21 protein-coding genes, 1 tRNA gene and 1 pseudogene are annotated in these 26,767 nt (G+C 65.7%); 11 read left to right on the top strand and 12 right to left on the bottom strand.

The features are described 5' to 3' along the window. Positions 1-4 precede the first annotated feature (4 nt). Entirely contained in the window at positions 5-814 is an 810-nt protein-coding gene (locus KT882_RS09935; RefSeq protein ID WP_228895557.1) for an apolipoprotein A1/A4/E family protein, read from the top strand. Between the two features lie 25 nt (positions 815-839). Here KT882_RS09935 and KT882_RS09930 read toward each other — a convergent pair. From KT882_RS09930 to KT882_RS09920, 3 genes and pseudogenes are all read right to left on the bottom strand, one after another. Continuing rightward, positions 840-1,629: pseudogene (locus KT882_RS09930) on the bottom strand (alpha/beta fold hydrolase). A gap of 12 nt (positions 1,630-1,641) precedes the next feature. After that, positions 1,642-2,013 (bottom strand): DsrE family protein, encoded by a 372-nt coding sequence (locus KT882_RS09925; protein ID WP_228895556.1) that lies wholly within the window; start codon positions 2,011-2,013, stop codon positions 1,642-1,644. A gap of 103 nt (positions 2,014-2,116) precedes the next feature. Next, positions 2,117-3,052 (bottom strand): LysR family transcriptional regulator, encoded by a 936-nt coding sequence (locus KT882_RS09920; protein ID WP_161071858.1) that lies wholly within the window; start codon positions 3,050-3,052, stop codon positions 2,117-2,119. Between the two features lie 97 nt (positions 3,053-3,149). Here KT882_RS09920 and KT882_RS09915 point away from each other — a divergent pair, with 97 nt between their 5' ends. Then, positions 3,150-4,079, top strand: a complete 930-nt coding sequence (locus KT882_RS09915; RefSeq protein ID WP_228895554.1) for a pyridoxamine 5'-phosphate oxidase family protein — start codon at positions 3,150-3,152, stop codon at positions 4,077-4,079. Between the two features lie 12 nt (positions 4,080-4,091). Further along, entirely contained in the window at positions 4,092-5,048 is a 957-nt protein-coding gene (locus KT882_RS09910) for a PDR/VanB family oxidoreductase (RefSeq protein ID WP_228895552.1), read from the top strand. Between the two features lie 72 nt (positions 5,049-5,120). Here the strand turns inward: KT882_RS09910 and KT882_RS09905 are convergent. Continuing rightward, a tRNA-Pro gene (locus tag KT882_RS09905) sits at positions 5,121-5,197 on the bottom strand. Between the two features lie 62 nt (positions 5,198-5,259). Here KT882_RS09905 and KT882_RS09900 point away from each other — a divergent pair. Continuing rightward, entirely contained in the window at positions 5,260-6,102 is an 843-nt protein-coding gene (locus tag KT882_RS09900) for an SIR2 family NAD-dependent protein deacylase (RefSeq protein ID WP_228895550.1), read from the top strand. On the opposite strand, the gene KT882_RS09895 is transcribed toward KT882_RS09900, so the two are convergent. Continuing rightward, on the bottom strand, positions 6,099-6,809 hold the full coding sequence (locus KT882_RS09895; protein WP_228895549.1) for a fumarylacetoacetate hydrolase family protein: 711 nt from the start codon (positions 6,807-6,809) through the stop codon (positions 6,099-6,101). The two genes, KT882_RS09900 and KT882_RS09895, sit on opposite strands and share 4 nt — an antisense overlap. 8 nt (positions 6,810-6,817) lie before the next feature. Beyond that, entirely contained in the window at positions 6,818-7,429 is a 612-nt protein-coding gene (locus KT882_RS09890) for a TetR/AcrR family transcriptional regulator (RefSeq protein WP_161071851.1), read from the bottom strand. Between the two features lie 125 nt (positions 7,430-7,554). Here KT882_RS09890 and KT882_RS09885 point away from each other — a divergent pair, with 125 nt between their 5' ends. Beyond that, the gene (locus KT882_RS09885) at positions 7,555-8,043 is read left to right on the top strand and encodes a GNAT family N-acetyltransferase (protein ID WP_161071850.1); all 489 of its coding nucleotides are present in this window, start codon (positions 7,555-7,557) and stop codon (positions 8,041-8,043) included. A gap of 23 nt (positions 8,044-8,066) precedes the next feature. On the opposite strand, the gene KT882_RS09880 is transcribed toward KT882_RS09885, so the two are convergent. From KT882_RS09880 to KT882_RS09865, 4 genes are all read right to left on the bottom strand, one after another. After that, the gene (locus tag KT882_RS09880; RefSeq protein ID WP_228895546.1) at positions 8,067-9,476 is read right to left on the bottom strand and encodes an efflux transporter outer membrane subunit; all 1,410 of its coding nucleotides are present in this window, start codon (positions 9,474-9,476) and stop codon (positions 8,067-8,069) included. 1 nt (position 9,477) lies between these two features. Next, entirely contained in the window at positions 9,478-12,612 is a 3,135-nt protein-coding gene (locus KT882_RS09875; RefSeq protein ID WP_228895545.1) for an efflux RND transporter permease subunit, read from the bottom strand. Between the two features lie 12 nt (positions 12,613-12,624). Continuing rightward, positions 12,625-13,791: an efflux RND transporter periplasmic adaptor subunit gene (locus tag KT882_RS09870; RefSeq protein ID WP_228895543.1), complete on the bottom strand. Its 1,167-nt coding sequence runs from the start codon at positions 13,789-13,791 to the stop codon at positions 12,625-12,627. A gap of 170 nt (positions 13,792-13,961) precedes the next feature. After that, positions 13,962-14,717: a hypothetical protein gene (locus KT882_RS09865; RefSeq protein WP_228895541.1), complete on the bottom strand. Its 756-nt coding sequence runs from the start codon at positions 14,715-14,717 to the stop codon at positions 13,962-13,964. Positions 14,718-14,902: 185 nt separating this feature from the next. Between KT882_RS09865 and KT882_RS09860 the strand changes: the two genes are divergently transcribed. Beyond that, positions 14,903-16,396 carry an ATPase domain-containing protein gene (locus KT882_RS09860; protein WP_228895539.1) on the top strand — a complete coding sequence of 498 codons (1,494 nt, stop codon included), beginning with the start codon at positions 14,903-14,905 and terminating at the stop codon, positions 16,394-16,396. 2 nt (positions 16,397-16,398) lie between these two features. Next, a complete protein-coding gene (locus tag KT882_RS09855; protein WP_228895537.1) occupies positions 16,399-17,913 on the top strand; it encodes a hybrid sensor histidine kinase/response regulator in 1,515 nt (504 codons plus the stop codon). Positions 17,914-18,000: 87 nt separating this feature from the next. Here KT882_RS09855 and KT882_RS09850 read toward each other — a convergent pair whose 3' ends face one another. Together KT882_RS09850 and KT882_RS09845 are read right to left on the bottom strand one after the other, a co-directional pair. Next, positions 18,001-19,887, bottom strand: coding sequence for an MFS transporter (locus KT882_RS09850; protein ID WP_228895535.1), 1,887 nt, complete (start codon positions 19,885-19,887; stop codon positions 18,001-18,003). A 95-nt stretch (positions 19,888-19,982) separates the two neighbouring features. Next, positions 19,983-20,714 (bottom strand): helix-turn-helix domain-containing protein, encoded by a 732-nt coding sequence (locus KT882_RS09845; protein WP_161071843.1) that lies wholly within the window; start codon positions 20,712-20,714, stop codon positions 19,983-19,985. Positions 20,715-20,842: 128 nt separating this feature from the next. On the opposite strand from KT882_RS09845, the gene KT882_RS09840 reads away from it, so the two are divergent. From KT882_RS09840 to KT882_RS09825, 4 genes are all read left to right on the top strand, one after another. Then, on the top strand, positions 20,843-21,253 hold the full coding sequence (locus KT882_RS09840; protein ID WP_161071842.1) for a hypothetical protein: 411 nt from the start codon (positions 20,843-20,845) through the stop codon (positions 21,251-21,253). 2 nt (positions 21,254-21,255) lie between these two features. Next, the gene (locus tag KT882_RS09835; protein WP_228895533.1) at positions 21,256-22,053 is read left to right on the top strand and encodes a DUF2145 domain-containing protein; all 798 of its coding nucleotides are present in this window, start codon (positions 21,256-21,258) and stop codon (positions 22,051-22,053) included. Between the two features lie 72 nt (positions 22,054-22,125). Further along, a complete protein-coding gene (locus KT882_RS09830; RefSeq protein WP_228895531.1) occupies positions 22,126-25,314 on the top strand; it encodes a DUF2339 domain-containing protein in 3,189 nt (1,062 codons plus the stop codon). Beyond that, positions 25,311-26,765: a DUF3999 family protein gene (locus tag KT882_RS09825; protein ID WP_161071839.1), complete on the top strand. Its 1,455-nt coding sequence runs from the start codon at positions 25,311-25,313 to the stop codon at positions 26,763-26,765. Before KT882_RS09830 ends, KT882_RS09825 begins: the two co-directional genes overlap by 4 nt. Positions 26,766-26,767 lie beyond the last annotated feature (2 nt).

Genomic DNA, 26,767 nt, shown 5'->3' with positions numbered 1-26,767 from the left:
CAATATGAACGACATCCCGCCACTTGACAGCCCTACGCTTGCGGACCACCATGAACACGATACCCGTATCATCCGGCTGGAGGTCCAGATGAGCAACGTGAGCGTGACGCTGGAATCCATGCAAGAGCGCATGGATCAAAAATTCGAGTCCCTGACGGAATTTATGGCCGATGTCGCAAAGGAACTGCGCGCAGAGCATCTGCGCGTCATGGAATCCGTGGGCTCGGCGCTGCAGCATCATAGCGACGCATTGCAGCACAATAGCGACACGCTGCGAGCTGCCCTGCAGCACGATAGCGACAAGCTCAACGATAAACTGCAGCGACAGAGCGACGAACTCAGCGCCAGGCTGCAGCACGACGGAGACAAGCTCAGCGAAAAGCTGCAGCGTCATAGCGATGAATTCAGCGAAAGGCTGCAGCGTCATAGCGACGAGCTCAGTGCCAAGCTGCAGCACGATGGGGCTGAGTTGCGCGATAAGCTTCAGCGCCAAAGCGATGAATCCAGTGCCAAGATGCAGCGACATAGCGAGGAATTCAGCGCCAGGCTACAACATAGCACCGATGAACTCAGCGCCAGGCTGCAGCACGATCGCAATATGCTGGACGCGCGACTGCAACACAACTGCGATGCGCTGCGCGCCAGCCTGAAACAAATAACCGACGCGCAGCAGTCCATCTGGGAAGCGCTACAGCGCGAAATACACCGCCTCGACAACAAGATCGACCGCATGAACCGCTGGGTGATGGGCCTCTTCTTTACTTACCTGGTGGCCACCGCTGCACTGTTCGCGCGCCCCTACCTCAATATCTGACCGCCAACCCGGCTGCTGTAATGGTCTACTTCCCGCTTTTCAGCGTGCGCCCCAGGAAGGCCCGCATATAGCCGGCGATGGCCACGCTGTCTTCCTCCAGCGCGAAGTGACCGGTGTCAAGCAGATGCAGTTCCGCTTTCGGCAAGTCACGCAAATAAGGATGCGCGCCAGCCGGCGGGAAGATTTTGTCATTCTTGCCCCAGACAATCAGCATGGGCGGCTGATGCTTGCGGAAGGCCGTTCGCCTCGGACTTCTCGGCCCAGTAGGCTTTCGGCAATTGCCAGAATTCGTTGGCGATCCCTTCATCATAGGCGTTGCCGTTCTGGACCACGATGGCCGACACGCGCTCCGGATGGGCCGCCGCCAGCCGGAAGCCTATCGGCGCGCCGTAATCCTGCACATACAGCGCGTAGCGCGACACGCCAACCGCCTCGGTGAACTTCTCGACCACGCGCGCCATGTTGTCGAAGCTGTAGGTGAACTTGTCCATCGGCGGCATATCGCTCTGGCCGTAGCCGGGATAGTCGGGCGCAATCACGTGGTAGCGGTCCGCCAGCTGCGGGATCAGGTTGCGGAACATCTGCGACGAAGTGGGAAAGCCGTGCAACAGCAGCAAGGTGGGCGCATTTTTCGGTCCCGCCTCGCGGTAGAAAATATTGACGCCGTCCACCTTCACAGTGCGGTAGCTGACGCTGGCGGTGCTGGCGACATTCGCGCTGGGCGCCGCCGGTGCGGCAAAGGCAGGCGCGGCGCCGCCGGCGCCCAGCAGGGCCAGGCTCAATGCGGCAGCGGCCAGGGTGCGGCTAGTGTTCACGGCTCGCCCTCTTCAGAAGATGAAGACGGTGTAGCCGTCGGCCGAGATCTGGGCGATGCTGGGCAGTCCCGAGGTGCCGGGCACGCTGTTGTCGGTAATCAGGTCGAAGCCGGCTTTTTCCACTTCCTCGCGGGCGCCGAACACATCGGCACAGCCGCAGGAAATGCCCACCACCTTGTCCTCCACCGCCTTGTACAGCGCGTGGATAGGATGGCTGGACGCAGCCAGCACGCCCGGCCAGCGGGTGCCGGTGCCTTGGAAGTAGATCCCGGTTTCCGTGCCTTTTTGCTTGAAATCGTAAGCGGCCGCCAGGCCGTTGAACATGCGGCCCAAAGCCTCTTCGCCAGCTTTTGGATCGGACAAGATGATGATGGCTGCTTTCATGATGGTTCCCTTTCGCTTGATGGTCAGTCTGGTCTGCCGCCATGTCGTTCAGCGGATGAGTCCATTCTAGGTACTAAGAAACGAGAGAGAAACCGCGCCACCGTCAATTCATTATTTCGCTGCGGGAAACGCCCATGGGCATGCTCAAGTGCGGGTGCGCGCGCAGATGCTGCACCAGCATATCGATGAAATTGCGCACTTTCGACGAGCCGAACTTGCTTTCGCGATGCATCACATGTACCGGCCAAGGTGCTTCCTCATACTCGGCCAGGATGATTTTCAAGCGCCCTTCGCCCAGCTCCGTGGCGATCTGATAGGACAGCAAGCGGCAAATGCCCAGCCCGCCGATCGCCGCGTCGATGGCCGAGTCGTTGCTTGTGACCATCAAACGAGGCCGCATGCGCACCATGGTGGGGTCGTCCACCGCGCCGAACTTCCACTCCACGCGCGGCGAGATTCCGCTGGCGGCAATAATGGTATGGCGCAGCAAATCCGCCGGATGCTGGGGCACGCCGTGTTTCGCCAGATACTCCGGCGAGGCGCACAGCACGCGGCGCACCTGGCCCACGCGCAGTGCCTTCAGGCTGGAATCGGGCAGATGGCCGATGCGCACGGCCACGTCCATGCCCTCGTCCACCAGGTTGACCACCCGGTCCAGAAAATAGGCCGACACGTCGACCTCGGGATACATCTCGAGGAAACGCACGATGCAAGGCATGACAAAGGCCTTGCCGAACAGCACGGAGGCCGTTACCGACAGATTGCCTTTGGGCGCGGAATTGACACCGGCGGCGGCCTCGTTGGCTTCCACTATACTGGCAAGAATATTGCGGCTATCGTCCATATAGCGGCGGCCCGCCTCGGTCATCCTTACATTGCGCGTGGTCCGCAGCAGCAGCTTCACACCCAGCTGCTCCTCCAGGGCCGAGACCGCGCGGGTAATCGCCGCAGGGGACAAATCCAGGCGCCGGGCCGCCGCAGCAAAGCTCTCCTCCTCCCCGACTGCCACAAACACATTCATCAAGTGGACCTGATCCATTCCTTACTCCAGGCGAAATAGTGATTTGCGTGGGACACCCATTCTTGTTTGCCCGATTATTTCGCAAAATACAAGCATCATCAACCGGGGGATAACAATGAACGTGCACAGCAGTTTCCACGAAGGCGAGCGCGCAGTCCAGGAACGCGCCGGCGAAAGCGCCATTGCCGACCGCAACATCGCGGTCCTGTCGGACACCGTCATCGCCGGCGCCCGGCCCTTTATCGCCAAGCAGTTCATGGCGGCGCTGGCCAGCGTCGATGCGGAAGGCCAGGTATGGTCCTCCCTGGTGTTCGGCAAACCCGGTTTTTTGCACACCGACAGCGGCCGCACCATCCAGATCGACTTGCCGGAGAAGGAGCGCGACCTGGCCGACCCGCTGTGGGAAAACCTGGCCTTCCAACCCGACATCGGCATGCTGTTCATCGAGCTGGGCTCGCGCCGCCGCTACCGCGTGAACGGCACAGTGCAGCAGCTCGACGCAAGCGGCGCGGAGGTGGCGATACGCGAGGCCTACCCGAACTGCCCCAAATACATCCAGCGCCGCCACCTGCGCCAGCTGGGCGAACCGGCACTGCCGGTGCAGGCCGCGCATGGAACCGTGCTGCGCGGCACCGTGGAGGACATCATCCGGCAGGCCGACACCGTCTTCGTGGCAAGCCGCCATTCCGGCAGCGGCGCCGACGCCTCGCACCGCGGCGGCAATCCCGGCTTTGTGAAAGTGGTGGATGAAACCACGCTGCGCATCCCCGATTACCACGGCAACAGCCTGTTCAACACGCTGGGCAATATCACCGCCGACCCGCACGCGGGGCTGTGCATCCCGGATTTCGCGCACGGCCAGCTGCTGCAGCTGACCGGCACCGCCTCCGTCCAGTGGGACCAGGACGATCCAGAAGACGAAACCGGCGGCACCAGGCGCTACTGGGAGTTCAAGGTGCAAAAATGGATACTGCGCGACACGCCCCAGCAGCTGGAATGGGAATACCTGGACGCCTCGCCCTTCAATCCGGGCACGCCGTACTGAGCGGGGGACATTATGAGCCACGTCATCACCCACGCAGCCCAGCTTGGCGGCAGCGTCAAGGAATTCCACCTGCGCCGCAAAGACGGCGCGCCGCTGCCCGGATGGAAGCCCGGCTCGCACATCGTGCTGCGCTTCGCCGACGCCGGCGGCAAGGCATACGAAAACCACTACTCGCTGATCGGCATGCCCGGGCCGGCGGACAGCTACCGCATCGCCGTGCAGCGCGAGGAGCATGGCAAGGGAGGCTCGCGCACCCTGCACGACGAGTTCGGCCCCGGCCGCGAGGTCGCCCTGAGCGGTCCATTCAACAGCTTCCCCTTGCTGGCGCAGCCGCCATCCCAGGTTCCGCCTCGCACGCTGCTCATCGCAGGCGGCATCGGCATCACGCCCATGGTCTCGATGGCGCATGCGCTGGGCGCGCGCGGCCAGTCTTTTGAACTGCACTACCTGGCGCACAGCCGGGACAAGCTGGTGCTGATGGATGAACTGCGCACCATCCCGCACGGCGCCATGACGGAGCACATCTCGCAGGAATCCGGACGCGCAGACCTGACCGCCCTGCTCGGCGCCTACCACGAAGGCGACAGCTTCTACGCCTGCGGGCCTGCGCCGCTGCTGCAAGCGCTGGCTGCGGCCAGCACGCAACAAGGCTGGCCCGCAAGCGCCATGCACTTCGAAAGCTTCGGCGCCCGCGCTCAGCCGGACGACGCGCCGCTCACCGTCGAACTGTCGCTGTCCCAGATCACGCTGGAAGTGCAGCCCGGCACGCCCATCCTGGATGCGCTGATCGCCGCCGACATCTTTGTCTCCTACGACTGCAAGCGCGGCGAATGTGGCAGCTGCTACACGCAGGTGACCGAAGGCCAGCCCCAGCACCGCGACGTGTGCCTCACCCCAGCCATGCGCGCCACCGGCATGTGCACCTGCGTCTCCTGGGCCGCGCCGGGACGGCTGGTGCTGGAGTTGTGACCTGTCGCTGCTGTACAAGAGCCAGAAACGAAAAAAACCGGCCAAGGCCGGTTTCGCTGAATCTTTAGTTGTTGGTCGGGGCGAGAAGATTCGAACTTCCGACCCCTTGCACCCCATGCAAGTACGCTACCAGGCTGCGCTACGCCCCGACGAACGCATGCATTATAGCAGCAGCTTTGGGATTTTGGTAAGAGTGCTTTATGCTTAACATATGATTAATTCCATAAACCTTGCCGCCGAGCTGGTCTCGCAGGCCGACGCCCTCATAGTCGCTGCCGGCGCCGGCATGGGCGTGGACTCCGGACTGCCGGACTTTCGCGGCAACCAGGGCTTCTGGCAGGCCTATCCTGCACTCGGCCGCGCGCGGATGGATTTCGGCAGCATCGCGTCGCCGCAGGCGTTCCGGGACGATCCCGCGCTGGCCTGGGGCTTCTACGGCCATCGGCTGGCGCTGTACCGGGCCACCGTGCCGCACGCGGGCTTTGCGCTGCTGCGCGCCTGGGGCGAGCGCATGGAGCATGGCGCCAGCGTGTTCACCAGCAACGTGGACGGCCAGTTCCAGCTGGCGGGCTTCGATCCGCAGCGCGTATTCGAGTGCCACGGTTCCATCCACCACCTGCAATGCATGCGGCCCCACCGCAGCCACGCCTGCGGCGCCATCTGGAGCGCGCAGGACTTCGTGCCGGATGTGGACGCGGACGCCTGCCGCCTGCGCAACGCGCCGCCCGCCTGCCCTCACTGCGGCGGACTGGCGCGGCCGAATATCCTGATGTTTGGCGACGGAGATTGGCTGGAGCGGCGCGCGGAGGAACAACAGGCGCGCTTGCAGGCCTGGCTGGCGCGGACGCGCCGCCCTGTGGTGATAGAACTGGGCGCCGGGACGGCGATACCGTCGGTGCGCCATTTCAGCCATAGCGTGGTGCAGCGCCACGGCGGGCGCCTGGTGCGCATCAATCCGCGCGAGCCGCAGGTGGCCGGCTCGCTGGACGCGGGCATCGCCATGGGCGCGCTCGACGGCCTGCGGGCCATCGCCGCCGCCCTCGCCCGCCTTTAAACCACTTTCAGTGCGATCGGCGCCAGGCCTTCGATGCTGGCCACCATGGTCTGGCCGCGCACCACCGCGCCCACGCCTTCCGGCGTGCCGCTGAAAATCAGGTCGCCCGGCTGCAGCGTGAACAGCGTGGACAGGTTGGCGATGGTTTCACTGATGGACCAGATCAGATGCGTGATATGGCTGGACTGCTTGACCGCGCCGTCCACTTCCAGCGTGATGGCCGCCTGCTCGATGGCGCCCGCCTCGGTTGCGCGCGTGATCACGCCTATCGGCGCCGAGTAGTCGAAGGCCTTGCCGATTTCCCACGGGCGGCCGGCGTCCTTCATCTGGCCCTGCAGGTCGCGGCGTGTCATGTCCAGGCCGACCGCGTAGCCGAACACGTGCTGCAGCGCGTCCGCCACGGCAATGTCGCTGCCGCCTTTGCCGATGGCCACCACCAGCTCGCACTCGTAGTGGTAGTTGCTGGTGCGGGGCGGATACGGCAGCTCGGCCACGCCTTGCGGCGCCACCGGCAGCACGGCCATGCCGTCGCCCGGTTTGCAGAAGAAGAACGGCGGCTCACGCGTCGGGTCGGAACCCATTTCACGTGCGTGGCCGGCGTAGTTGCGGCCGACACAGTAGATGCGGCGCACCGGGAACAGCGCGTCGGAGCCGGCCACCGGCAGGCCCACGATGCCGTGGGCGGGGAAGATGTAAGGAGAGTTCATTGCTGCCTTTATGAAAACAGCATCGCCTTCATGGCGATGCCCATATAGCGCGCCAGCGCCGGCTCGTTGACATTCGGATTGTGCACCACGCGCACGTCCAGCCCCTGGAACAGGCTGATCATGGCATCCAGCAGGCCGTCCAGCGTGTCGCTGTCCACGGCCAGGCCGTGCCGCTCGCGGGAGGACTTGAGGATGGCGCGGAACTGCACGCGCGCGCGCACGTCGGCGTCGCGCACCACTTCGGCGATCTTGGGATTGCGCGCCGCCTCGGCGGAGATCTCCAGCGCCAGCGGCCAGGTGTTGGGGTCCAGGTGCTCGCGCACATGGCGCGGCGCGTCGTCCACCATCGACTGCAGCGGGTCGGCCTGCTGCTCCAGGTCGCGCATCAGTTGCGATACGCGCTCCACGTTCTGCTCGACGAAGGCCGCGATGATGGCGTCCTTGCTGTCGAAGTAGTTATAGATATGGCCGGCGCTCATGCCGGCCGCCTTCGAAATCTCGGCCATGCTGGCGCCATGAAAGCCGCTGCGCCCGAAGCAGGCCGCCGCCGCATCCAGTACCTGCTTGCGGCGCACCAGGGCGCGGTCCGGGTCGATATGGCGTTTTTCGGTGGTGCTCATGCAGAATTCCTCGTGTTCGATGCGGTACTGTGGCCAAGCCCGCGCATTTTGTCAATTTGGCGTGCAACATCGGACTGGATTGGTGATACCATAAAGACAACATCAACCAGCCCAGGGTGTTGCCCATGACGACCTACAAGACCGCGCCATCGATCGAATTGCGCCCGGCCACGGCGGCCGATCAGCATTTCCTGCTGCGTCTTTACGCCAGCACGCGCGGCATGGAATTCCGCCTGCACGGCTGCGACGCGGCCACCGAAGCCATGCTGCAGGCGGTCCAGTGCAAGGCCCAGCAAACCGATTTCCAACTGCAGTACCCGGACGCCGAGGCCACCATCATCGTCGAGCGCGAGCGCCCCATCGGCCGGCTGTACGTGCAGTACAACGAGACCGAAGTGCGGCTGATCGATATCACGCTGCTGCCAGAATACCGTGGACGCGGCATAGGGCGCGGCCTGCTGCGCGGCCTGCAATCGCACGGCCAGCGCCTGCACCTGCCGGTGCGGCTCAACGTCCTGCTCGGCAATCCGGTGCAGCGCCTGTGCCAGCGCTGCGACTTCGTGATGCAGGGCCTGGACGGCTTGTACGCCACCATGGAGTGGACGCCGGCCTGAGCCCTGCCCGGCCGCCTCACTGCTTACTGGTAGCCGCCGCCCAGCACCTTGTACAGCGTCACCTGGTTGCTTGCGCGCGCCAGGCGTGCCGAGATCAGGCTTTGCTGGGCCGCGTACAGCGCGCGCTGCGACACCAGCGCGTTCAGGTAAGACTCCGAACCCTTCTGATAGCGCGCCTCGTGGATGCGGTAGCTCTTTTGCGACGCGTCGGCCAGCGCGGCCTGCGAGGCCAGGCGCTCGTCCAGCGTGCCGCGCTGGGCCAGCGCGTCCGCCACTTCGCGGAAGGCCGACTGGATGGCCTGCTCGTAGCGCGCCACGGCGATGTCGCGCTCCACCTTGGCCACCTTCAGGTTGGCGGTGTTGGCGCCGCCGTTGAAGATGGGCAGATTAATCTGCGGCAGGAAGCTCCAGGTGCCGGAACCGGCTTTGAACAGGCCGGACAGATTGCTGCTGGCGCTGCCGGCGCTGCCGGTCAGCGAAATGCTGGGGAAGAAGGCCGCGCGCGCCGCGCCGATATTGGCGTTGGCCGCTTGCAGCCTGCGTTCCGCGCCCAGCACGTCCGGGCGGCGCTGCAGCACTTCGGACGGCAGGCCGGCGGGCAGCTCGGCCATCGCCGCCACGCTGGCCAGCGGCGCCTGCTGCTGTTGCAGCTCGGCCGGCACCACCGTGCCCACCACCAGCGCCAGCGCGTTCTCGCCCTGCGCCACTTGCGCGGTATAGACCGCCATGTCGTTGCGGGCCGCTTCCACGCTGGTCTGCGCTTCGTACATGTCCAGGCCGGAGGTGGCGCCCGCTGCGAAGCGGCGCTTGCTCAGCTCATAGCTGATCTGCTGGCTTTTCAGCGTGTCCGCAGCCAGGCCCAGGCGCTCGCGGTCGGCCTGCAAGGACAGCCAGGTGTTGGCCACTTCGGCCACCAGGCTCATTTGCTGCGCGCGGCGCGCTTCCTCGGTGCCCAGGTATTGCTGCAGCGCCGCCTCGGACAGGCTGCGCACCTTGCCGAAGAAGTCCAGCTCGTAGGACACGCCCAGGCTGGCCGTGTACTGGCGGTTGATCTGGCCTTGGCCGCCGGCGCTCATATTGTCCGCCGTGCGGGTGGCGTTCTGGCCGCCGGAGGCGCTCACGCTGGGCACCAGCGCGGCGCGCTGGATACCGTACTGCGCGCGCGCCTTCTCGATATTGAGCGCCGAGACGCGCAGGTCGCGGTTGTTGGCCAGCGCCAGCGCGATCACTTCGCGCAGACGCTCGTCAGCAAAGTAGTCGCGCCAGGCGATGTCCGCGGCGGGCTTGGCGTCCGCCGCCACCGGGGCCGGCTTGTAGGCGTCGCCTTGCGGCCAGCCTGCCGTCACCGGCGCGGCCGGACGTTCATACACCGGGGCCAGGCTGCATGCACTGAGCAGCGCGGCAGCGGCCAGGGAAAATAAAGTCTTTTGCATATCAATGCACTCCTGCTGCGGTGCTGGCGGCGGCTTGGCGTTGCTTGAACAGGCCGCGCACCAGCACGAAAAATACCGGCACAAAGAAGATGCCGAGGAAGGTGGCCGTCAGCATGCCGCCCAGGACGCCCACGCCGATGGCGTTCTGGCTGCCCGAACCGGCGCCGCTCGCGATGGCCAGCGGCAGCACGCCGAGACCGAAGGCGATGGAGGTCATCAGGATGGGGCGCAAGCGCAGGCGCACAGCTTTCAGCGTGGCGGCCTTCAGCTCCATGCCCTGCTCCTGCAGCTCCTTGGCGAATTCCACGATCAGGATGGCGTTCTTCGCCGCCAGGCCGACCACGGTGAGCAGGCCCACCTGGAAGTACACGTCGTTGGCCAGGTGAAAGCCCCAGGTGGCCAGCACCGTGCCGATCACGCCCAGCGGCACCACCAGCAGCACCGAGAACGGCACCGACCAGCTTTCATACAGCGCGGCCAGGCACAGGAACACCATCAGCAGCGACAGCGTGTACAGCACCGTGGTCTGCGAGCCGGAATCGCGCTCTTCCACCGACAGGCCGTTCCACTCGAAGCCTATGCCGGGCGGCAGCTGGGCCGCCAGTTTTTCCACCTCGGCCATGGCCGCGCCCGAGCTCACGCCCGGCGCCGGCGCACCCTGCACGTTCATCGACGACAGGCCGTTGAAGCGCTCCAGGCGCGGCGAGGCGTAGATCCACTGGCCGCTGGCGAAGGCGGAGAACGGCACCATCTCGCCCTGGCTGTTGCGGACGAACCATTTGCCCAGGTCTTCCGGCGCCATGCGCGAATCCGGCTGGCCTTGCAGGTAGACCTTTTTCACGCGGCCGCGGTCGACGAAGTCGTTCACATAGGACGAGCCCCAGCCGGTGCTGAGCACGCGGTTCACTTCGGCGATGGACAAGCCCAGCGCGGTGGCCTTCTGCTGGTCCACGGTGATCTTGTACTGCGGCGTGTCATCCTGGCCGTTGGGGCGCACGCCCACCAGCAGCGGGCTCTTGGAGGCCATGCCCAGCAGCTGGTTGCGCGCACCCATCAGGGCGTCGTGCCCCAGGCCGGCCTGGTCCTGCAGCTGCAGGTCGAAGCCGCTGGCGTTGCCCAGCTCCAGCACCGCAGGCGGCGCAAAGGCGAACACAAAGGCGTCGCGGATCTGCGAGAAGCTGCCCATGGCGCGGCCGACCACGGCTTTCACATTGCCTGCCGGGCCGGGACGTTCGGACCAGTCCTTCAGGCGCACGAAGGCGATGCCGGTATTCTGGCCGTTGCCGCCGAAGCTGAAGCCGGCCACCGTGAAGATGGAAGCGACGTTCTGCTTTTCCTCGGTCAGGAAATGCTGCTCGACCTGCTCGATCACTTTCAGTGTGCGCTGCTGCGTGGCGCCGGCAGGCAACTGGATCTGCGCGAACAGCACGCCCTGGTCTTCTTCCGGCAGGAAGGAAGTGGGCAGGCGCATGAAGGCGGCGGCCAGGATGGCCAGCAGCACCGCGTACAGCAGCATGGAGCGCTTGCCGCGATTGAGCATGGCGCCGACCACGCCTTCGTACTTGCCGCTGCCGCGCTCGAAAGTGCGGTTGAACCAGCCGAAGAAACCGGTGCTGGCGGGCTGGTGGCCCTTGGCCACAGGCTTGAGCAGCGTGGCGCACAGCGCCGGGGTGAACACCATGGCCACCAGCACGGACAGCACCATGGCCGACACGATGGTGACGGCGAACTGGCGGTAGATCACGCCGGTGGAGCCGCCGAAGAAAGCCATGGGCACGAACACGGCCGACAGCACCAGGGCAATGCCCACCAGCGCGCCGGTGATCTGGCTCATGGACTTGGTGGTCGCCTCTTTCGGCGGCAAGCCCTCCTCCGTCATCACGCGTTCAACGTTTTCCACCACCACGATGGCGTCGTCCACCAACAGGCCGATGGCCAGCACCATGGCGAACATGGTCAGGGTGTTGATGGAATAGCCCAGCGCGGACAGCACGCCGAAAGTGCCCAGCAGGACCACGGGCACCGCCATGGTCGGGATCAGCGTGGCGCGGAAATTCTGCAGGAACAGATACATCACCAGGAACACCAGCACCACGGCTTCCACCAGCGTCTTCACCACTTCTTCAATCGACAGCTTGACGAAAGGCGTGGTGTCGAAAGCCACTTCGGCCTTCATCCCGGCCGGGAACTGCTTGGACAGCTGGTCGATCTTGGCGCGGATGGCCTTGGCCGTATCGAGCGCGTTGGCGCCGGTGGCCAGCTTGATCGCCACGCCGGTGGCGGCGTTGGCGTTGAAGCGCGCCACGGTGTTGTAGTTCTCGCTGCCCAGCTCCATGCGGGCCACGTCGCGCAAATGCACGGTGGCGCCGCTGGCGGAAGTCTTCAGCAGGATGGCGCCGAACTGCTCGGCGGTCTGCAGGCGGCTTTGCGCCGACACGGTGGCGTTCAGCTGCTGGCCCGGCATGGCGGGCGCGCCGCCCAGTTCACCGGCCGATACTTCGGTGTTCTGCGCGGTGATGGCCGCGCTCACGTCGGCGGGGGTCAGCTGGAAGCTTTGCAGCTTGGTCGGGTCCAGCCAGATGCGCATGGCGTATTGGGAACCGAACAGCGTCACGTCGCCCACGCCTTCCACGCGGCTCAGCGGGTCGATCACGTTGGCGGCCACGTAGTCGCCCAGGTCGGCCTGCTTCATGCTGCCGTTTTCGGACACGAAGCCCAGCACCATCAGGAAGTTCTTGGTGGACTTGGAGACCACCAGGCCTTGCTGCGTCACGGCGGCCGGCAGCAGCGGCGTGGCCAGCTGCAGCTTGTTCTGCACCTGCACCTGCGCGATGTCCGGATTGGTGCCGTTCTTGAAGGTCAGCGTGATGCTGATGCCGCCGGTTGAATCGCTGCTCGAGCTCATATAGCGCAAGCCGTCGATGCCCTTCATCTTCTGTTCGATGACCTGGGTGACGGCGTCTTCCACCGTCTTGGCCGAGGCGCCCGGGTAGGAACCGCTGATGGTGATGGCGGGCGGCGCAATGCTCGGGTATTGCGACACCGGCAGGCCGAGGATGGCGATCAGGCCCGCCAGCATGATGACGATGGCCACCACCCAGGCGAAGATCGGCCTATTGATAAAGAAACGTGCCATGGAATACCTCGCTTATTGCGCCGCGCGCTGGTTTGCCGCTGCGGTAGTGGCGGGTTTGGCGGCCACTTGCGCAGGCGCGCCGGGGCGCACTTTCTGCAGGCCGTCGATGATGACGCGGTCGCCGGCGGACAGGCCGGACTTCACCAGCCACTGGTCGCCGACGGTGGCGCCGGTGGCCAGCACGCGCTGCTCCACTTTGCCTTCCTTGTTCAGCACCATGGCGGTCGCCTCCCCTTTCGGGTTGCGCGTCACGCCCTGCTGCGGCACCAGGATGGCCTGCTCGTCCACGCCGCTGTCGACCACGGCGCGCACGAACATGCCGGGCAGCAGATCATGCTTGGGGTTGGGGAACAGCGCGCGCAGCACCACGTTGCCGGTGCCGGGGTCCACGCTGGCGTCGGAGAATTGCAGCTTGCCTTCCTGCGCGTACTTGCTGCCGTCCGCCAGCAGCAGCGTCACCCTGGCCTGGCCGCCGTTTTTCTTCAGGCTGCCGCTTTCCAGCTCGCGCTTCAGGCGCAGCATGTCGGTGCTGGACTGGGTCACGTCCACATAGATCGGGTCCAGCTGCTGCACCGTGGTCAGGGCGTTGGCCTGGCCTGCGGTCACCAGCGCGCCGGGCGTGACGTTGGAACGGCTGATGCGGCCGGAAATCGGCGCCGCCACGCGGGTGTAGTCCACATTGATGCGGGCGCTGTCCAGCGCGGCCGCTGCGGCCTCCACGTCGGCCCTGGCCTGCTCGGCGGCGGCCACGGCGTCGTCATAGTCCTGGCGGCTCACGCCTTCGATGGCCACCAGCTCCTTGTAGCGCGCCACTTTCGGCGTGGCGGCGGCCAGATTGGCCTTGGCCTTGGCCAGCGCGGCCTTGGCCGAGTTGTAGGCGGCCTGGTAGGTGGCCGGATCGATCTGGTACAGCTGGGCGCCGGCCTTCACGTCCGCCCCTTCGGCGAACAGGCGCTTCTGGATCAAGCCGCCCACTTGCGGGCGCACTTCGGCCACCTGGTAGGCGGTGGTGCGGCCCGGCAGCTCGGTGGTGATGGACAGGCTCTGCGGCGTGACCGTATGCACGCCCACGGCCGCCACCTGCGCCGGTTTCCCGGCGCCAGGTGCTCCGGCAGTGGTGGGTTGGCAGCCTGCGCTCAGCGCGGCTACGGAAATCAGGACCAGGGAAATAGGTTTCATTGTTCACCTCACATTTATCTTTTTATAGAATGAACGATCATTCTAAGACTGTCAAGCAATTATTTACTAATGAAACAAAAAAAGGCCAGCCCTCGAAATGCGAGGGCTGGCCCGAAAGGCTGCAGCAGGGGAGACTGCAGCGGGAGTGAAACTGTATGTAAGGCGCTGGCTTATTTCACCGGATCGGCATCCACCACCACGGTCTGGATATTGATACGGGAAGCGGCTTCAAAGCCGGAATCGATGCCCGCCAGCAGCCACATCTTGCCATCGGCGTCGGTCTTGACGATCAGCGGCTCGGCGCTCTTGACGGTCTTGAACTCGGCCTTCGTCACGCCGCATTCCTGCGTGTTGCCGATATTGCCCAGTACCTGCCCGTCCTTGCCGCCGGTGCCCTGGTTGCCGCGGTCCAGGTTCAGGGTGTTGCGGCCGTCCTTCAGCACCGATTTCGGTTCAGTGGCCGAAGCGGCGCCGATGACAAACACCGATTCGCCCGGCGCGCCGCCCACACCGGAGCAGCCGGAGGACACGTCGGTGGAAAATTTGACACTAAAGGTTACTTTATAGCTGGTGGATGGCACGAAACCGCCGAACTGTTTCCTTACATACAAGAACATGTCGTCGCTGCGGTTATGGCCGGCCATGTAATAGCCCTTGCCGGTCAGCGGCGCGTCCACGGTGCGCTGTTCGAAGACCACGAAATCCGGCGCGTCGCCGTCGCCGTAGTCGGTCGATTCGCCCTTCCAGCCTTCAATGCTCTGGCCGAAATCCGCCGTGATTTTCACAGCGACCGGCACGGTGGGCGGCGGCGGACCGGATTGCGGCACCGCAGGCCCCGGATAGTCGCCCGCGCCGCAGCCGGACAGCACGGCGGCGATGGCGGCGATGCCAGCGGCCAGGGCCGACGGCTTGATCAATTGTTTCATCGGATTTATCCCCTGTTGTTATAGGAGCGCACATTGTATGAAAACTGCATTGCAGAAACCGTCACAATTGTAACCATTTGTAGGTTTCCATACTGAACTAATTGCAAAATGTGGCCTACCGTACATTGTGTTTTCATACCCTGCGCTATTATTTCCACAACTAATCTCCGTATCTGCGAGTCGCTATGGAACAGCAAAATGAAGACCACAACCGCACCCTGTCTTCCGGCGTTCCCGGCCTGGACAACATCCTTGCCGGGGGGCTGACGCGCGACCGTTTGTACCTGATCGAAGGCGAGCCGGGCACGGGCAAGACCACGCTGGCGCTGCAATTTCTCAATGAAGGCGTGCGCCTGGGCGAATCCGTGCTCTACATCACCCTGGCGGAAACCATCGTGGAACTCAGTTCCGTGGCCCACTCGCACGGCTGGACGCTGGACGGCATCCACGTCGAGGAGATCATCCCCGACCAGTCCGCGCTCGCGCCGGAACAGCAGTACTCCATCTTCCACCCCTCGGAAATCGAGCTGGGCACGACCACGCAGCGCATCCTGGCGGCGGTGGAGCGCTACAAGCCCACGCGCGCCGTGCTCGACTCGCTGTCCGAGCTGCAGCTGCTGGCCGAAAACCCGCTGCGCTACCGGCGCCAGGTGCTGGCCCTGAAGCAGTACCTGGCCAACCGCAACTGCACCACCATCTTCCTGGACGACCGCACCGCCCTCAGCACCGACCTGCAAGTGCGCAGCGTGGCGCACGGCGTGATCACGCTGGACCTGGCCAGCCAGTCCTACGGCACCGAGCGGCGCCGCCTGCGGGTCGTGAAATACCGCGCCGTCGCTTTCCGGGGCGGCTCGCACGACTACCGCATCCTGTACGGCGGGCTGCAGGTCTACCCGCGCCTGGTGGCGGCCGAGTCGCGCGTCACCAGTCTGCGGCGCCAGCTCTCGAGCGGCCTGCCGGAGCTGGACCACCTGCTGGGCGGCGGCCTGGAGGAAGGCATGAGCACACTGGTGGCGGGGCCGCCGGGCAGCGGCAAGTCCACCGTGGCGGCGCAGTTTGTGGCGGCCGCCTGCGCGCGCGGCGAACGCGCCGCCATGTTCCTGTTCGAGGAGGCGCGCAACAATATGCTGAACCGCGCCGAAAGCCTGGGGATGAAGCTGAACCAGGCCGTCGAGGACGGCCTGCTCACGGTGCAGCAGGTGGACCCGGCCGAGCTGACGCCGGGCCAGTTCACGCAGGCGGTGGTGGAAGCGGCCAGCGGCGGCGCGCGCGTGATCGTCATCGACAGCCTGAACGGCTACCTGAACGCCGTGCCCGACGAGCAGTTCCTGTCCACCTACCTGCACGAACTGCTCACCTACCTGGGCCAGCGCGGCGTGGTCGCCATCGTGGTGGGCGTGCAGGCCGGCCTGATGGGCGGCGCCATGACCACGGCGGTGGACGCCAGCTACATCGCCGACAACATCATCACCCTGCGCTACTACGAAATGCAAGGCGAAGTGCGGCAGGCCGTCGCCGTGTTCAAGAAGCGCGGCAGCAGCCACGAACGCACGCTGCGCGCCTTCCGTATCGGCATGGGGGGCATCCAGGTGGGCGACGTGCTGGCCGGCCTGCACGGCGTGCTGACCGGCGTACCAACCAGCAGCGGGCAGGACGCGCCGCCTCGCGGCAAGCCTTGAGCATGATGGAAAAACGCATCCTCATCTATGCGCCCACCGGGCAGAACGCCGCCCTGTGCCACAAGGTGCTGGAGGTGGCCGGCATCGCCAGCCACGTGTGCGAGACATTGGGCGAGCTGCGCCAGGAGCTGCTGCTGGGGGCCGGCGCGGTGCTGACGGTGGAAGAAGCGCTGACCGCCAGCAGCTTCCGCCTGCTGAGCGAATACGTGGCGCAGCAGCCCAACTGGTCCGACCTGCCGATCTTGCTGCTGGCGCGCGGCGGCGACTCGCTGCTGGTGCGGCGCGCGGTGATCAGCCTGGGCAACCTGACGCTGCTGGAGCGGCCGGTGCGCACCGTCACCCTGATCGCCGCGCTGCATGCCCAGCTGCGCGCGCGGGAACGGCAGTACCAGATGCGCGAAGCGACGCGGCGCAAGGACGAATTCCTGGCCAGCCTGGGCCACGAGCTGCGCAACCCGCTGGCGCCCATCCGCACCTCGGCCGCGCTGCTGCCGCACCTGTTCCCGCAGTCGGCGCCGGCCGGGCGCATCAAGGATGTGATCGAGCGGCAGGTGGTGCACCTGACGCGGCTGGTGGACGACCTGCTCGACGTGGCCCGCATCACCAGCGGCAAGATCGCGCTGCAGCCCCAGCCCATCGTGCTGGCCGACGTGCTGCGGCACGTGATGGAGCTGAGCCAGCAGGCCGCGCTGGCCAAGCGCATCCGCGTGGAACAGCAGCTGCCGGACGAAGGCATCGTGCTGGATGCGGACTACGCGCGCGTGGTGCAGATCTATTCCAACGTGCTGTCGAACGCCATCAAATTCACGCCGCAGGGCGGCCGCGTGGCGCTGCGCGCCTGGCCCGAGCACGGCATGCTGTGCGTGAGCGTGTGCGACAGCGGCATCGGCCTGGAGCAGGAAGCGCTGTCCAAGATCTTCAATATGTTCGAGCAAAGCCGCACGGTCAGCGGGCAGATGTCCAGCGGCCTGGGCATAGGCCTGAGCCTGGCGCGCCAGTTCGCGCAGATGCACGGCGGCACCATCGAAGCGCACAGCGCGGGCATAGGCCTGGGCAGCGAATTCCTCATCAAGCTGCCGCTGCCGGAACAGCCGACGCAGGCGCCCGAACAGGCGCGGGAGGCGCCGGCCGGCCTTGCCGAAGCGGCGTCCAGCCGGCGCACCAAAGTGCTGGTGGTGGACGACAACCGCGACGCCGCCGACTCGCTGGGCGCGCTGTTCGAGATGCGCAACTTCGACGTGCACACCGCCTACGACGGCTACGCGGCGGTGGCCGCCGCCAACCAGCAGCAGCCCGACCTGATCGTGATGGACCTGGGCATGCCCGGCATGGACGGCTACGAAGCGGCGCGCCTGATCCGCCAGCAGCCGGGCGGCCAGGCGATCCAGCTGGTGGCGCTGACCGGCTGGGGCCAGAGCGACGCCCGCAGCCGCACCCAGGACGCCGGCTTCGACCAGCACCTGATCAAGCCGGTCGACTTCGACGACCTGCTGCGCCTGGCCGCCGCATCCCACTAACCCCTCAAAGCGAGCTGAGCCGCATTTCCCCCAATTCGGGGTCTGACCCCGGATGAGAGAAAATGCGGCTCAGCTCGCTTGTAGGAATTATTTCCAATCGCCTCGCAATTCCGCAACCTGGGCGTGCAGCAGTTCGGGGGTAGCGTCGAGCGGTGCGACCGGCTGGCCGACGGCCAGCGCCAGACGCGAGCGCCAGCCTTTGCGGAAGGCGCGCTCGAACACATTGTCCTTGCTGCGGCTGAGCAGGTGGCCCCACAGGCCGCGCAGCGCCATCGGGATCACCGGCACCTTGCTGCGCTCGATAATCTTGGCGATGCCGCCCCTGAACTCGTTGAGCTCGCCCGTGGTGGTCAGCCGCCCTTCAGGGAAAATGCACACCAGGTCGCCCTCGTGCAGCGCCTGCGCAATGTCGATAAAGGCCTTCTCCATCAGCCATGGATCTTCTTTTGCCGGCGCGATCGGGATCGCCTTGGCGGTGCGGAAGATCCAGCCCAGCAGCGGCGTGTTGAAGATGCGGTGGTCCATCACGAAACGGATCGGACGCGGGCTGGCCGCGCCGATCACGATGGCGTCGACGTAGCTGACGTGGTTGCATACCAGTACCGCCGGGCCGCTCTCGGGAATGCGGTCGGCGTCGATGGTCTTCACGCGGTGCAGCGTATGGATCAGCATCCAGGCCAGGAAACGCATCAGGAACTCCGGCACCAGCGAGAAGATGTACACCGCCACCACCGCGTTCATGATGGCCGTGGCAAGGAACAGCTGCGGGATGGTGAAGCCCTGCCCCAGCAGCACGATGGCAACGCCGGCCGCCGCCACCATGAACAGCGCGTTCAGGATGTTCATGCCGGCGATGGTGCGCGACAAATGGGCAGGCTCGCAGCGGATCTGGATCAGCGCGAACAGCGGCACGATGAAGAAGCCGCCGAACACGCCTATCATCACCACGTCGAACAGGATGCGCAGCGCGCTGTCCTGCGCCACAAAGCCCAGCCACTGCACGGCCGCCGTGTTGGTGTAGCCCATGCTGGCGAAATACAGGTCCACGCCGAACAGCGTGAGGCCGATGGAGCCGAACGGCACCAGACCGATCTCCACCTTGTGCCCGGACAGGCGCTCGCACAGCAGCGAGCCGGTGCCCACGCCCAGCGAGAACACCGTCAGCAGCAGCACGAACACGCTATGGTCGCCGTGCAGGAATTCCTTGGCGTAGACCGGGAACTGGGCGAGGATCAGCGCGCCATAGAACCAGAACCAGGAGTTGCCCAGCATGGACAGGAACACGCTGCGGTTCTGCCTGGAGAAGCCGATATTGCGGATGGTTTCGCTCACCGGGTTCCAGTTGATTTTCAGGTCAGGCGCCGACGCCGGCGTGAGCGGCACGCGGTAGCTGGCGAGCAGGCCTATCACCGCCACCGCCACCGTGGCCCCGGCCACCAGTTCTATGCCTATGCCTTTGTAGGCCACCAGCACCGCGCCCAGCACCTGGCCCAGCAGGATGCCGACAAAAGTGCCCATTTCGATCACGCCGTTGCCACCCATCAGTTCCTCGGGCTTGAGCTGCTGCGGCAGATAGGCGTATTTGACCGGGCCGAACAGCGTGGAGTGCACGCCCATGCCAACCACGGCGGCGATGAGCAGCCACAGCGTATGCGTCATCCAGCCCGCGCCGGCCATCAGCATGATGGCCACCTCCAGCCATTTCACCAGCCGCGACAGGCCCGCCTTTTCAAACTTGTCGGCGATCTGGCCGGCCGTGGCGGAAAACACCACGTAAGGCAGGATGAACAGGCCGGGAATCAGATTGGTCACCGTGGAGGGCGACATGCTGGTCCAGCTGGCCGCCTCGAAGCCCAGGATCACCATCAGCGCGGTCTTGAACAGGTTGTCGTTGAAGGCGCCCAGGAACTGCACCCAGAAGAAGGGGGCGAAGCGGCGCTGCGTCAGCAGGGAAAACTGGCTGGGCTTGCTCATGGTGGCGGTCTTTGCAAAAGTTAAATGTTGAACATAGACAAAATATATCAGGAAGCATGGTCCGGCAAGCGGCCCGTGACCGGGCGAAGCTTGATTTAACGCATCAAAGACTGAAACGCCTTCGGCATCCACGGCCGCGCCGCCAGCATGAAGGTCAGCGAATGCCGCTGTTCATACGGCAGGCGGGCATCGTCCTGATGCTGGCGCGAGAACTCGTCGGCCACCTGCTTCAAGCGCTCCAGCAGCGCCCTGGTGGAACGCTGCGACAGCATCACGCTCACCAGCTTCATGATCTCCTGCTCGCCGGCGAAGCGCGCGTCGAGGAAATCGCCGTAGGCCTCGCCCCGGAACCAGGTCTGGATCGGGCCGTTCGGTATCCAGCTGAAGGTGCGCGCCACCAGCAGCTTGACGCGGTTGTTCGGCATCAGCCGGAGGAAGCCGGTCTTGTCCAGCCGCAGCAGGTACTTCACCGCTTCCGCCTCGCTGATCTTGTACACCGCCACGATTTCCTCCAGCGGTATCATGTTCAGCGACGCCACTGCCACGATCAGCAATTTCGTGTCGCCGATGATTTCCTGCTCCTGCGCATAGCTCAGCTGCGCAATCAGCTGGGGGGCGTCGGTGGCGGCCTGCACCAGCTCGGCGAAATCCATGCCGACCGCCTCCAGTATCTGCTCCAGCCGCTCCAGCGTGAAACTGCGCTGCGCAAACATGCGCTTGACGCTCGCTTCGGACAAGCCGATGCGCTTGGCCAGTTCGGCGTACGTCACCGCCTTGGCCTTCAACTGCCGTTTCAGTGCGTCGATCATGAGGCTGGAATGGGACATGGGCTAGCTTTGCGCCAAAAGTATCGAAAAATAATACCACGCGCCCCAATTCTGACAACTAGTATCGAAGATATTGCCAGCCAGGCTGGCCGGGTCCAAGATGCGCCATCAACCCACCGGAGACCCAAATGAAACGCCTGCTGCTGCTTTCCCTGCTCTGCCTCACCACTGCCGCCGCCAATGCGAACGGCGCCAACTCCGAATTGTCGCGCGCCTCGGAAGCGCTGTCCGGCGCGGCCGGTATCGTCGTGCTGGGATCGATGTCGGCGGTGGCCGCATCTGGTTACGTGCTTATCGCCAGCGTGGACGCGGTGGCCGACGGCAGCGTGATCGTGCTGAAAGGCGCGTCGGACGGCGCCACCGCCTCGGTCAAGCTGAGCGCCAAGGCGGCTGAAGGCCTGTCGCGCGCGGCCGGGCAGGCCGTCACGGTGACGGCCATCTCCACCGGCCACGTGCTGGTCATGTCCGGCAAGGCCATCGCCTTCATCCCCAACGAAATCGGGCAGGCGCTGATACACCATAGCCGTGTGGGGCAATAATCATGCGCCGCCTGATCATGCCGGCCGCAGCGCTGGCCGCCCTCTTCCTGGTCCAGCTCCCGCACGCGGCGCGGGCAGGCAACAGCTGCGAGGACAAGCCGCTGGAACTGCAATCCATCGTCAAGGGCATGGACCTGGCGCTGCGCACCAGCCGCGCGCTGGACGAGAGCGGCGCGCAGGTCGCCTTCATCGCGCGCGCCGGGCAGGACCTGAGCAAATACCGCCTGCGCTACTCGCACATGGCGCTGGCGTGGCGCGACGAGGAACGCCAGCGCTGGCTGGTGGTGCACGAACTGAACGACTGCGGCAGCGCCACGTCCGCACTGTTCAACGAAGGCCTGGGCAACTTCTTCCTCGACGATATGTTCCTGTACGAGGCGCAGCTGGTGATCCCCAGTCCGGAAATGCAAGCCCGGCTGGCGCGCGTGCTGTCCGCCAGCACGCCGCGCAAGCTGCATCAGAGCAGCTACAACATGCTGTCCTACGCCTACTCCACGCGCTACCAGAATTCCAACCAGTGGGTGCTGGAAACCTACGCCGCCGCAAGCGCGGAGCCGGGCCGGGTGGAAACGCGCGCCGAAGCGCAAGCCTGGCTGCAGCAGTCCGGCTTCCGCCCCATCACGGTCGAGATCCCCGCCATGACGCGCCTGGGCGCGCGCATGTTCCGCGCCAACGTGGCTTTCGACGACCATCCCTACGAGCGCCGCATGGCGGGCCAGATCGACACCGTAACGGTGGACTCGGTTGTGCGTTTCATCAAGGCGCAGGACAAGCAAGCACGTACGATCACGATACGCTGAACCACATTGGCAGGAGCTGTCATGGAAACAATCATCCTCGGGATTTTAGCGCTTGGGTTGTATTTAATCGGGATGCCGGTCTATTGCATCCTCGCCGCGCGGCGCGCCAGCCGGCATGCAGAGAGCAACGACCGGGATCTGCTGCAGCTGCGCCATCTGGTTGACGAATTGCGGATGCAGGTGCGGGAACTGTCGGCAAAACGCGCGCCAACCATTCCGCCCGCCCCGACGGTCACGGCCGAGCCGCCGGCCGCCAGGCAGGACGCGCAGGCTGCTCCTGCAGCAAGTGCGCCCACCGCTGCAACGCCCACTGCACCACCCGCCGCACCGCCGGTTGCACGCCCCGCTGTACCTGCCGCTGTACCTGCCGCTGTACCTGCCGCTGCACCCGCCGACGCTCCGGCCGACGCTCCGGCCGATTCTCCCGCCGCAGCCGCTGACGATATCCCGCTCTACACCCGATCACTGGGTGCGCCGCCGGCATGGCTGACGGCCGCGCACGCATGGCTATTGGGCGGCAACATCGTCGCCAAGCTTGGCCTGTTGATCCTGTTCATGGGCGTGGGCTTCCTGCTCAAGTACACCGCCGCCAATTTCAACACCCCCATCGAGCTGCGCCTGAGCACCGTGGCGCTGGCGGACATGGCGCTGCTGGCCTGGGGCTGGCGCATCCGCGAGACCCGGCCCGGCATGAGCCTGCCCGTGCAAGGCACGGCGATTGCGGTCCTGATCCTGACGACCTTTGCGGCCTTCCGCATCTACCATCTGCTGCCCGCCACGCCGGCCTTTGCGCTGCTCATCGTCTTCGTTGCCTTCGCCTGCGTGCTGGCAGTGCTGCAAGACGCCGTCTGGCTGGCCGTTTTCGGCATCATCGGCGGCTTCGCGGCCCCAGTGCTGATCTCCACCGGCAGCGGCAACCACGTTGCCCTGTTCAGCTACTGCGCGACTCTGAACACGGGCATACTCTGCATCGCCACCAAAAAATCCTGGCGCGCCCTCAACGTGCTCGGCTTCGCCTGCACCTTCGTGCTCGGCACCGCTTGGGGCGTGCTGCGCTACGCGCCGGAAAACTACCTGTCGGCCCAGCTGTTCCTCGGACTGTTCCTGCTGATGTACATCGCCATCGCCGTCTTCTACGCGCAGCGGCAAGCGCCCAAGCTGGCGCACTACGTGGACGGCACGCTGGTGTTCGGCACCCCGCTGGCGGTCATCGGCCTGCAGCACGGGCTGGTGCAGCATATGGAGTTCGGTATGGCCTGGTCGGCCCTCGCCATGGGCCTGCTCTACACCGGCCTGGCGCTCGCGCTGTGGCGCCGCATGGGCGCAAGCGGCCGTCTGCTGGCCGAATCTTTCCTGGCCCTCGGCGTGGTGTTCGGCACGCTGGCCCTGCCCTTTGCGCTGGACGGACGCTGGACCGCCACCGCCTGGGCGCTGGAAGGCGCCGGCCTGGTGTGGGTGGGCCTGCGCCAGCAGCGCAAGCTGGCATGGATCTTCGGACTGCTGGTCCAAGCCGCCGCCTGGATCGGCTTCCTCGGCGACATTGTCACGCCCGATGCCACCATCGTGGCCGGCACCAATATCTGGCTAGGCTTCCTGATCCTGGCCGCCAGCACCTTTATCGCCGCCGTTCAGTTGCGCGGCGCGGACGACGCCGTGCCGGCAGACCTGCGCAGCCAACTGGCCCCGCTCCTGCTGGCCGTGGCAGCCGCCTGGCTGCTGGCGGGCGCCTGGAACGAAGTGTTCAGCCGCAGCAGCGGCGCACTGCAGCTTAACTTGCTCACCGCGAGCGCGCTCATGGTGGCAGCCCTGCTCGGTGTGATTGCCGGCCGCTTGCGCTGGCGCATGGCGGGCAGTTACACCGTGGCGGTACAGCTCCTGGCCGCCGCCGTGTTCCTGTACCGCACGAACTGGTACTGGATTGACGGCCGGATCCCCCTGCTCGACGGCCCATTCCTCAGCGCTGCCATGCTGGGCGCCGGCCTGTTCCTCTCCAGCCTGTCGTTCCGCCGTCGCGCCCAACGCAGCGCCGCCCAGGATGACCGGGACGCGCTCGCCCTCACTTCCGACGCCCTGCTGACCGGAGTGGGACTGGCCTGGTTCGGCATGGCACTGGCGCCCCTGGCCTCCTGGCTGGCGGCCCAGTATTCCCTGCCGCAGAGCCTTGCCGTGCCAGCCATGGCATCGTTCTACGCCATCGCCGCCAGCGTGCTCGCATTGGTCCTGCAATACCTGGCGCGACGCCTGGACTGGAGCGGCCTGCGCGCGCTGGCAGCGCCGGTGTGGCTCGCACTGGCCGGTATCGGTACCGCCATGCTGCTGGTGATGTACATGGCAAGCCAAACGCCCGGTGCACTGGCATGGAGCGCTTACGCCATCGCATGGGCCGCCGCAGAATACACGCTGCGCACCTGGACGCGCATGGCATGGCCGCTGCCGCGCGCCGCGCTGGTGGCACTCCATCTGCTGCGGATCGCCGTGCCTTGGCTGATGATCTGGCCGGTACTGAACCACGCCATCAGCGGCGCGCTGCTGGCGGGCAGCACCGAAGCGCAGACCCGCTTGCTGCTGGACGGCTGGGAAGTCAGCGGAGGCTGGGCGCGCTACCTGCCCGCATGGGCCATGATGGCCGCCACCGCCTTCCTGCTGCGCTGCGCGGCGAAGGACGACTGGCCGCTGCAGCCCCTGAACGGCTGGCACCGCAGCGTGCTGCTGCCGATCGCCGCAGCGTGGACATTGCTGCTGGCGGCGCGCTGGAACCTGCTGTACAGCGGCGCCATGGAACCGCTGCCCTATCTGCCCTTGCTTAACCCGCTGGATCTGACAACCGGCTTCGCACTGCTGCTGGCGGCCGCCGCGTTCCGGGAACACCGCTACGCCGCGCAACTCAGGCTGGCGGCAGCCGGCGCCGGCTACGTGTGGTTCAACCTGATCCTGTTGCGCTCCGTGTCCAACTACATGGATGTGCCCTACCGCTTCCATGCGCTGATGGCATCGCAATTCGTGCAAGCGCTGCTCTCGCTGATATGGACCGTGAGCGCCATGCTGCTCATGCGGATGGCGGCGCAGCGCGGCTTGCGCACGCTATGGGGCCTAGGCGCGGCGCTACTGGCTGTGGTGGTACTCAAACTGTTCGCGGTCGACCTGTCCAACGCGGGCGGCATAGAGCGCATCATATCCTTCATCGGCGCCGGTTTGCTGATGGTGGCCATAGGCTACGTGGCGCCGCTGCCGCCTGCCGCCCAGCGTGCGGAGGCCGTGTGAAGCGCGCCGTCCTGCGTCTCATCCCGCGCCACGCCGCCCTTGCGGCACTGCTGCTGGCGGGCGCCTGCCACGCGGCCGCTCCGGCAAGCACCGCCGGCTACAGCCACACCATCGCCGTCAACGTGGATAAGGACAGCGGCCTGGCGGCGCTGCGCCTGCCGCAACAGGTTTACCTCGGTTCCCAGTCGTCATCGCTGGGCGACTTGATCGTGTTCGACAGCACCGGGGCAGCCGTGCCATTCGCGCTGCTCGCGCCGCCGGTGCAAACGCGCACCACGGTGACCGAGCTGCCGGTGAAGATCTTCCCGCTGAAATCGGCAGTGGGTACGGCCGGCGAAGCGGCAGGCGCGCGGCTGGATATCCGCACCGACGGCAGCGGACGCCTGCTGTCCGTCGCCAACAGCCCGGCATCGCCAGCCGCCGCCGCGCAGGAAAGGCTGTCGAACCTGATACTGGATATCGGCAGCGACAAGGACGCGCGCGGCGAAGCGCCTGCAATATCGGCGCTGCGCTTCGAACTCCCACCGGGCACACCCAGCTACAGCGCGCAGCTCTGGCTGGAAACCAGCGACGACCTGCAGCATTGGGAATCCACCGGCGCCGCCGAATTGAACTGGCTCGCCAATGCAAATGCCGACACGCTGTCGAACAGCCGCATGGTGCTGCAAGCCGCCCGCTTCCGCTATGCGCGCATCAGTTGGCGCAGCGGCACGCCGCTGGTGTTCGCACGCATTGTGGCCGAAAGCGCCAGCACAGCCAAAACAGGCACGCCGCTGGATACCATCACCCTGCAGCCCACGACGGCCAGGAACGGCACGGACCTCGTGTACCGCAGCAGCATCGCCATCCCGGTGGAGCGCATCGGCATGCAGTTTGACGCCGCCAACGTTGTCTTCCCCGTTGTACTGGGCCGCTACGAGCAGCTGCCAAGCCGGCACCGCAGGCACCAGTCCCAGCCGGTATGGCAGTTCATTCCCGTGCTGAACACCACCTTTTACCGCATCAGCCAGCAAGGCGTGGAACGCAAATCGGACGATGCCGCCATCGAAGAGACGCACACGGAAACCTGGGTCGCGAAGACGCAGCACGCCTCGGCGGTGCAGCCGGCGCTACGCGTTTCCTGGACGCCGTCCACGCTGCTGCTGCTCGCCAACGGCAAAGGCCCCTACCGGCTTGCTTTCGGCCGCGCGGACACCGAACGGGCCGCGCTGCAACCGTCCCAGATCGCGCCCGGCTTCAGCGCCGACGAACTGCGCGCCCTGCCGCAAGCGCACGCCGAACCGCCTGCCGCTCAACCGGCGCCGGGCATCCCCGGCGCCGCGCCTCCGGAATCCAAGGTCACGCAGCGCACCGTCATCCTCTGGACAGTGCTGCTGGCCGGGATCGCCCTGCTGGCCTACTTCGCACGCACCCTGCTGCGCCAGATGAACGGCAGCCAGCAGTCGAAATAGGT

This window comes from Pseudoduganella aquatica (assembly GCF_020865585.1).
In the GTDB taxonomy this organism is placed as follows: Bacteria; Pseudomonadota; Gammaproteobacteria; order Burkholderiales; family Burkholderiaceae_D; genus Rugamonas; species Rugamonas aquatica_A.
This window is presented reverse-complemented; position numbering and strand designations above follow the sequence as displayed.

Bases quoted from the DNA above. Each gene is read 5' to 3' on its own strand.
- KT882_RS09880 (WP_228895546.1), bottom strand. From the start codon at position 9,476: ATGCAAAAGACTTTATTTTCCCTGGCCGCTGCCGCGCTGCTCAGTGCA.
- KT882_RS09885 (WP_161071850.1), top strand. From the start codon at position 7,555: ATGACGACCTACAAGACCGCGCCATCGATCGAATTGCGCCCGGCCACG.
- KT882_RS09935 (WP_228895557.1), top strand. From the start codon at position 5: ATGAACGACATCCCGCCACTTGACAGCCCTACGCTTGCGGACCACCAT.
- KT882_RS09840 (WP_161071842.1), top strand. From the start codon at position 20,843: ATGAAACGCCTGCTGCTGCTTTCCCTGCTCTGCCTCACCACTGCCGCC.
- KT882_RS09875 (WP_228895545.1), bottom strand. From the start codon at position 12,612: ATGGCACGTTTCTTTATCAATAGGCCGATCTTCGCCTGGGTGGTGGCC.
- KT882_RS09845 (WP_161071843.1), bottom strand. From the start codon at position 20,714: ATGTCCCATTCCAGCCTCATGATCGACGCACTGAAACGGCAGTTGAAG.
- KT882_RS09850 (WP_228895535.1), bottom strand. From the start codon at position 19,887: ATGAGCAAGCCCAGCCAGTTTTCCCTGCTGACGCAGCGCCGCTTCGCC.
- KT882_RS09920 (WP_161071858.1), bottom strand. From the start codon at position 3,052: ATGGATCAGGTCCACTTGATGAATGTGTTTGTGGCAGTCGGGGAGGAG.
- KT882_RS09895 (WP_228895549.1), bottom strand. From the start codon at position 6,809: ATGAACTCTCCTTACATCTTCCCCGCCCACGGCATCGTGGGCCTGCCG.
- KT882_RS09900 (WP_228895550.1), top strand. From the start codon at position 5,260: ATGATTAATTCCATAAACCTTGCCGCCGAGCTGGTCTCGCAGGCCGAC.
- KT882_RS09890 (WP_161071851.1), bottom strand. From the start codon at position 7,429: ATGAGCACCACCGAAAAACGCCATATCGACCCGGACCGCGCCCTGGTG.
- KT882_RS09865 (WP_228895541.1), bottom strand. From the start codon at position 14,717: ATGAAACAATTGATCAAGCCGTCGGCCCTGGCCGCTGGCATCGCCGCC.
- KT882_RS09830 (WP_228895531.1), top strand. From the start codon at position 22,126: ATGCCGGTCTATTGCATCCTCGCCGCGCGGCGCGCCAGCCGGCATGCA.
- KT882_RS09860 (WP_228895539.1), top strand. From the start codon at position 14,903: ATGGAACAGCAAAATGAAGACCACAACCGCACCCTGTCTTCCGGCGTT.
- KT882_RS09835 (WP_228895533.1), top strand. From the start codon at position 21,256: ATGCGCCGCCTGATCATGCCGGCCGCAGCGCTGGCCGCCCTCTTCCTG.
- KT882_RS09925 (WP_228895556.1), bottom strand. From the start codon at position 2,013: ATGAAAGCAGCCATCATCATCTTGTCCGATCCAAAAGCTGGCGAAGAG.
- KT882_RS09910 (WP_228895552.1), top strand. From the start codon at position 4,092: ATGAGCCACGTCATCACCCACGCAGCCCAGCTTGGCGGCAGCGTCAAG.
- KT882_RS09855 (WP_228895537.1), top strand. From the start codon at position 16,399: ATGATGGAAAAACGCATCCTCATCTATGCGCCCACCGGGCAGAACGCC.
- KT882_RS09870 (WP_228895543.1), bottom strand. From the start codon at position 13,791: ATGAAACCTATTTCCCTGGTCCTGATTTCCGTAGCCGCGCTGAGCGCA.
- KT882_RS09915 (WP_228895554.1), top strand. From the start codon at position 3,150: ATGAACGTGCACAGCAGTTTCCACGAAGGCGAGCGCGCAGTCCAGGAA.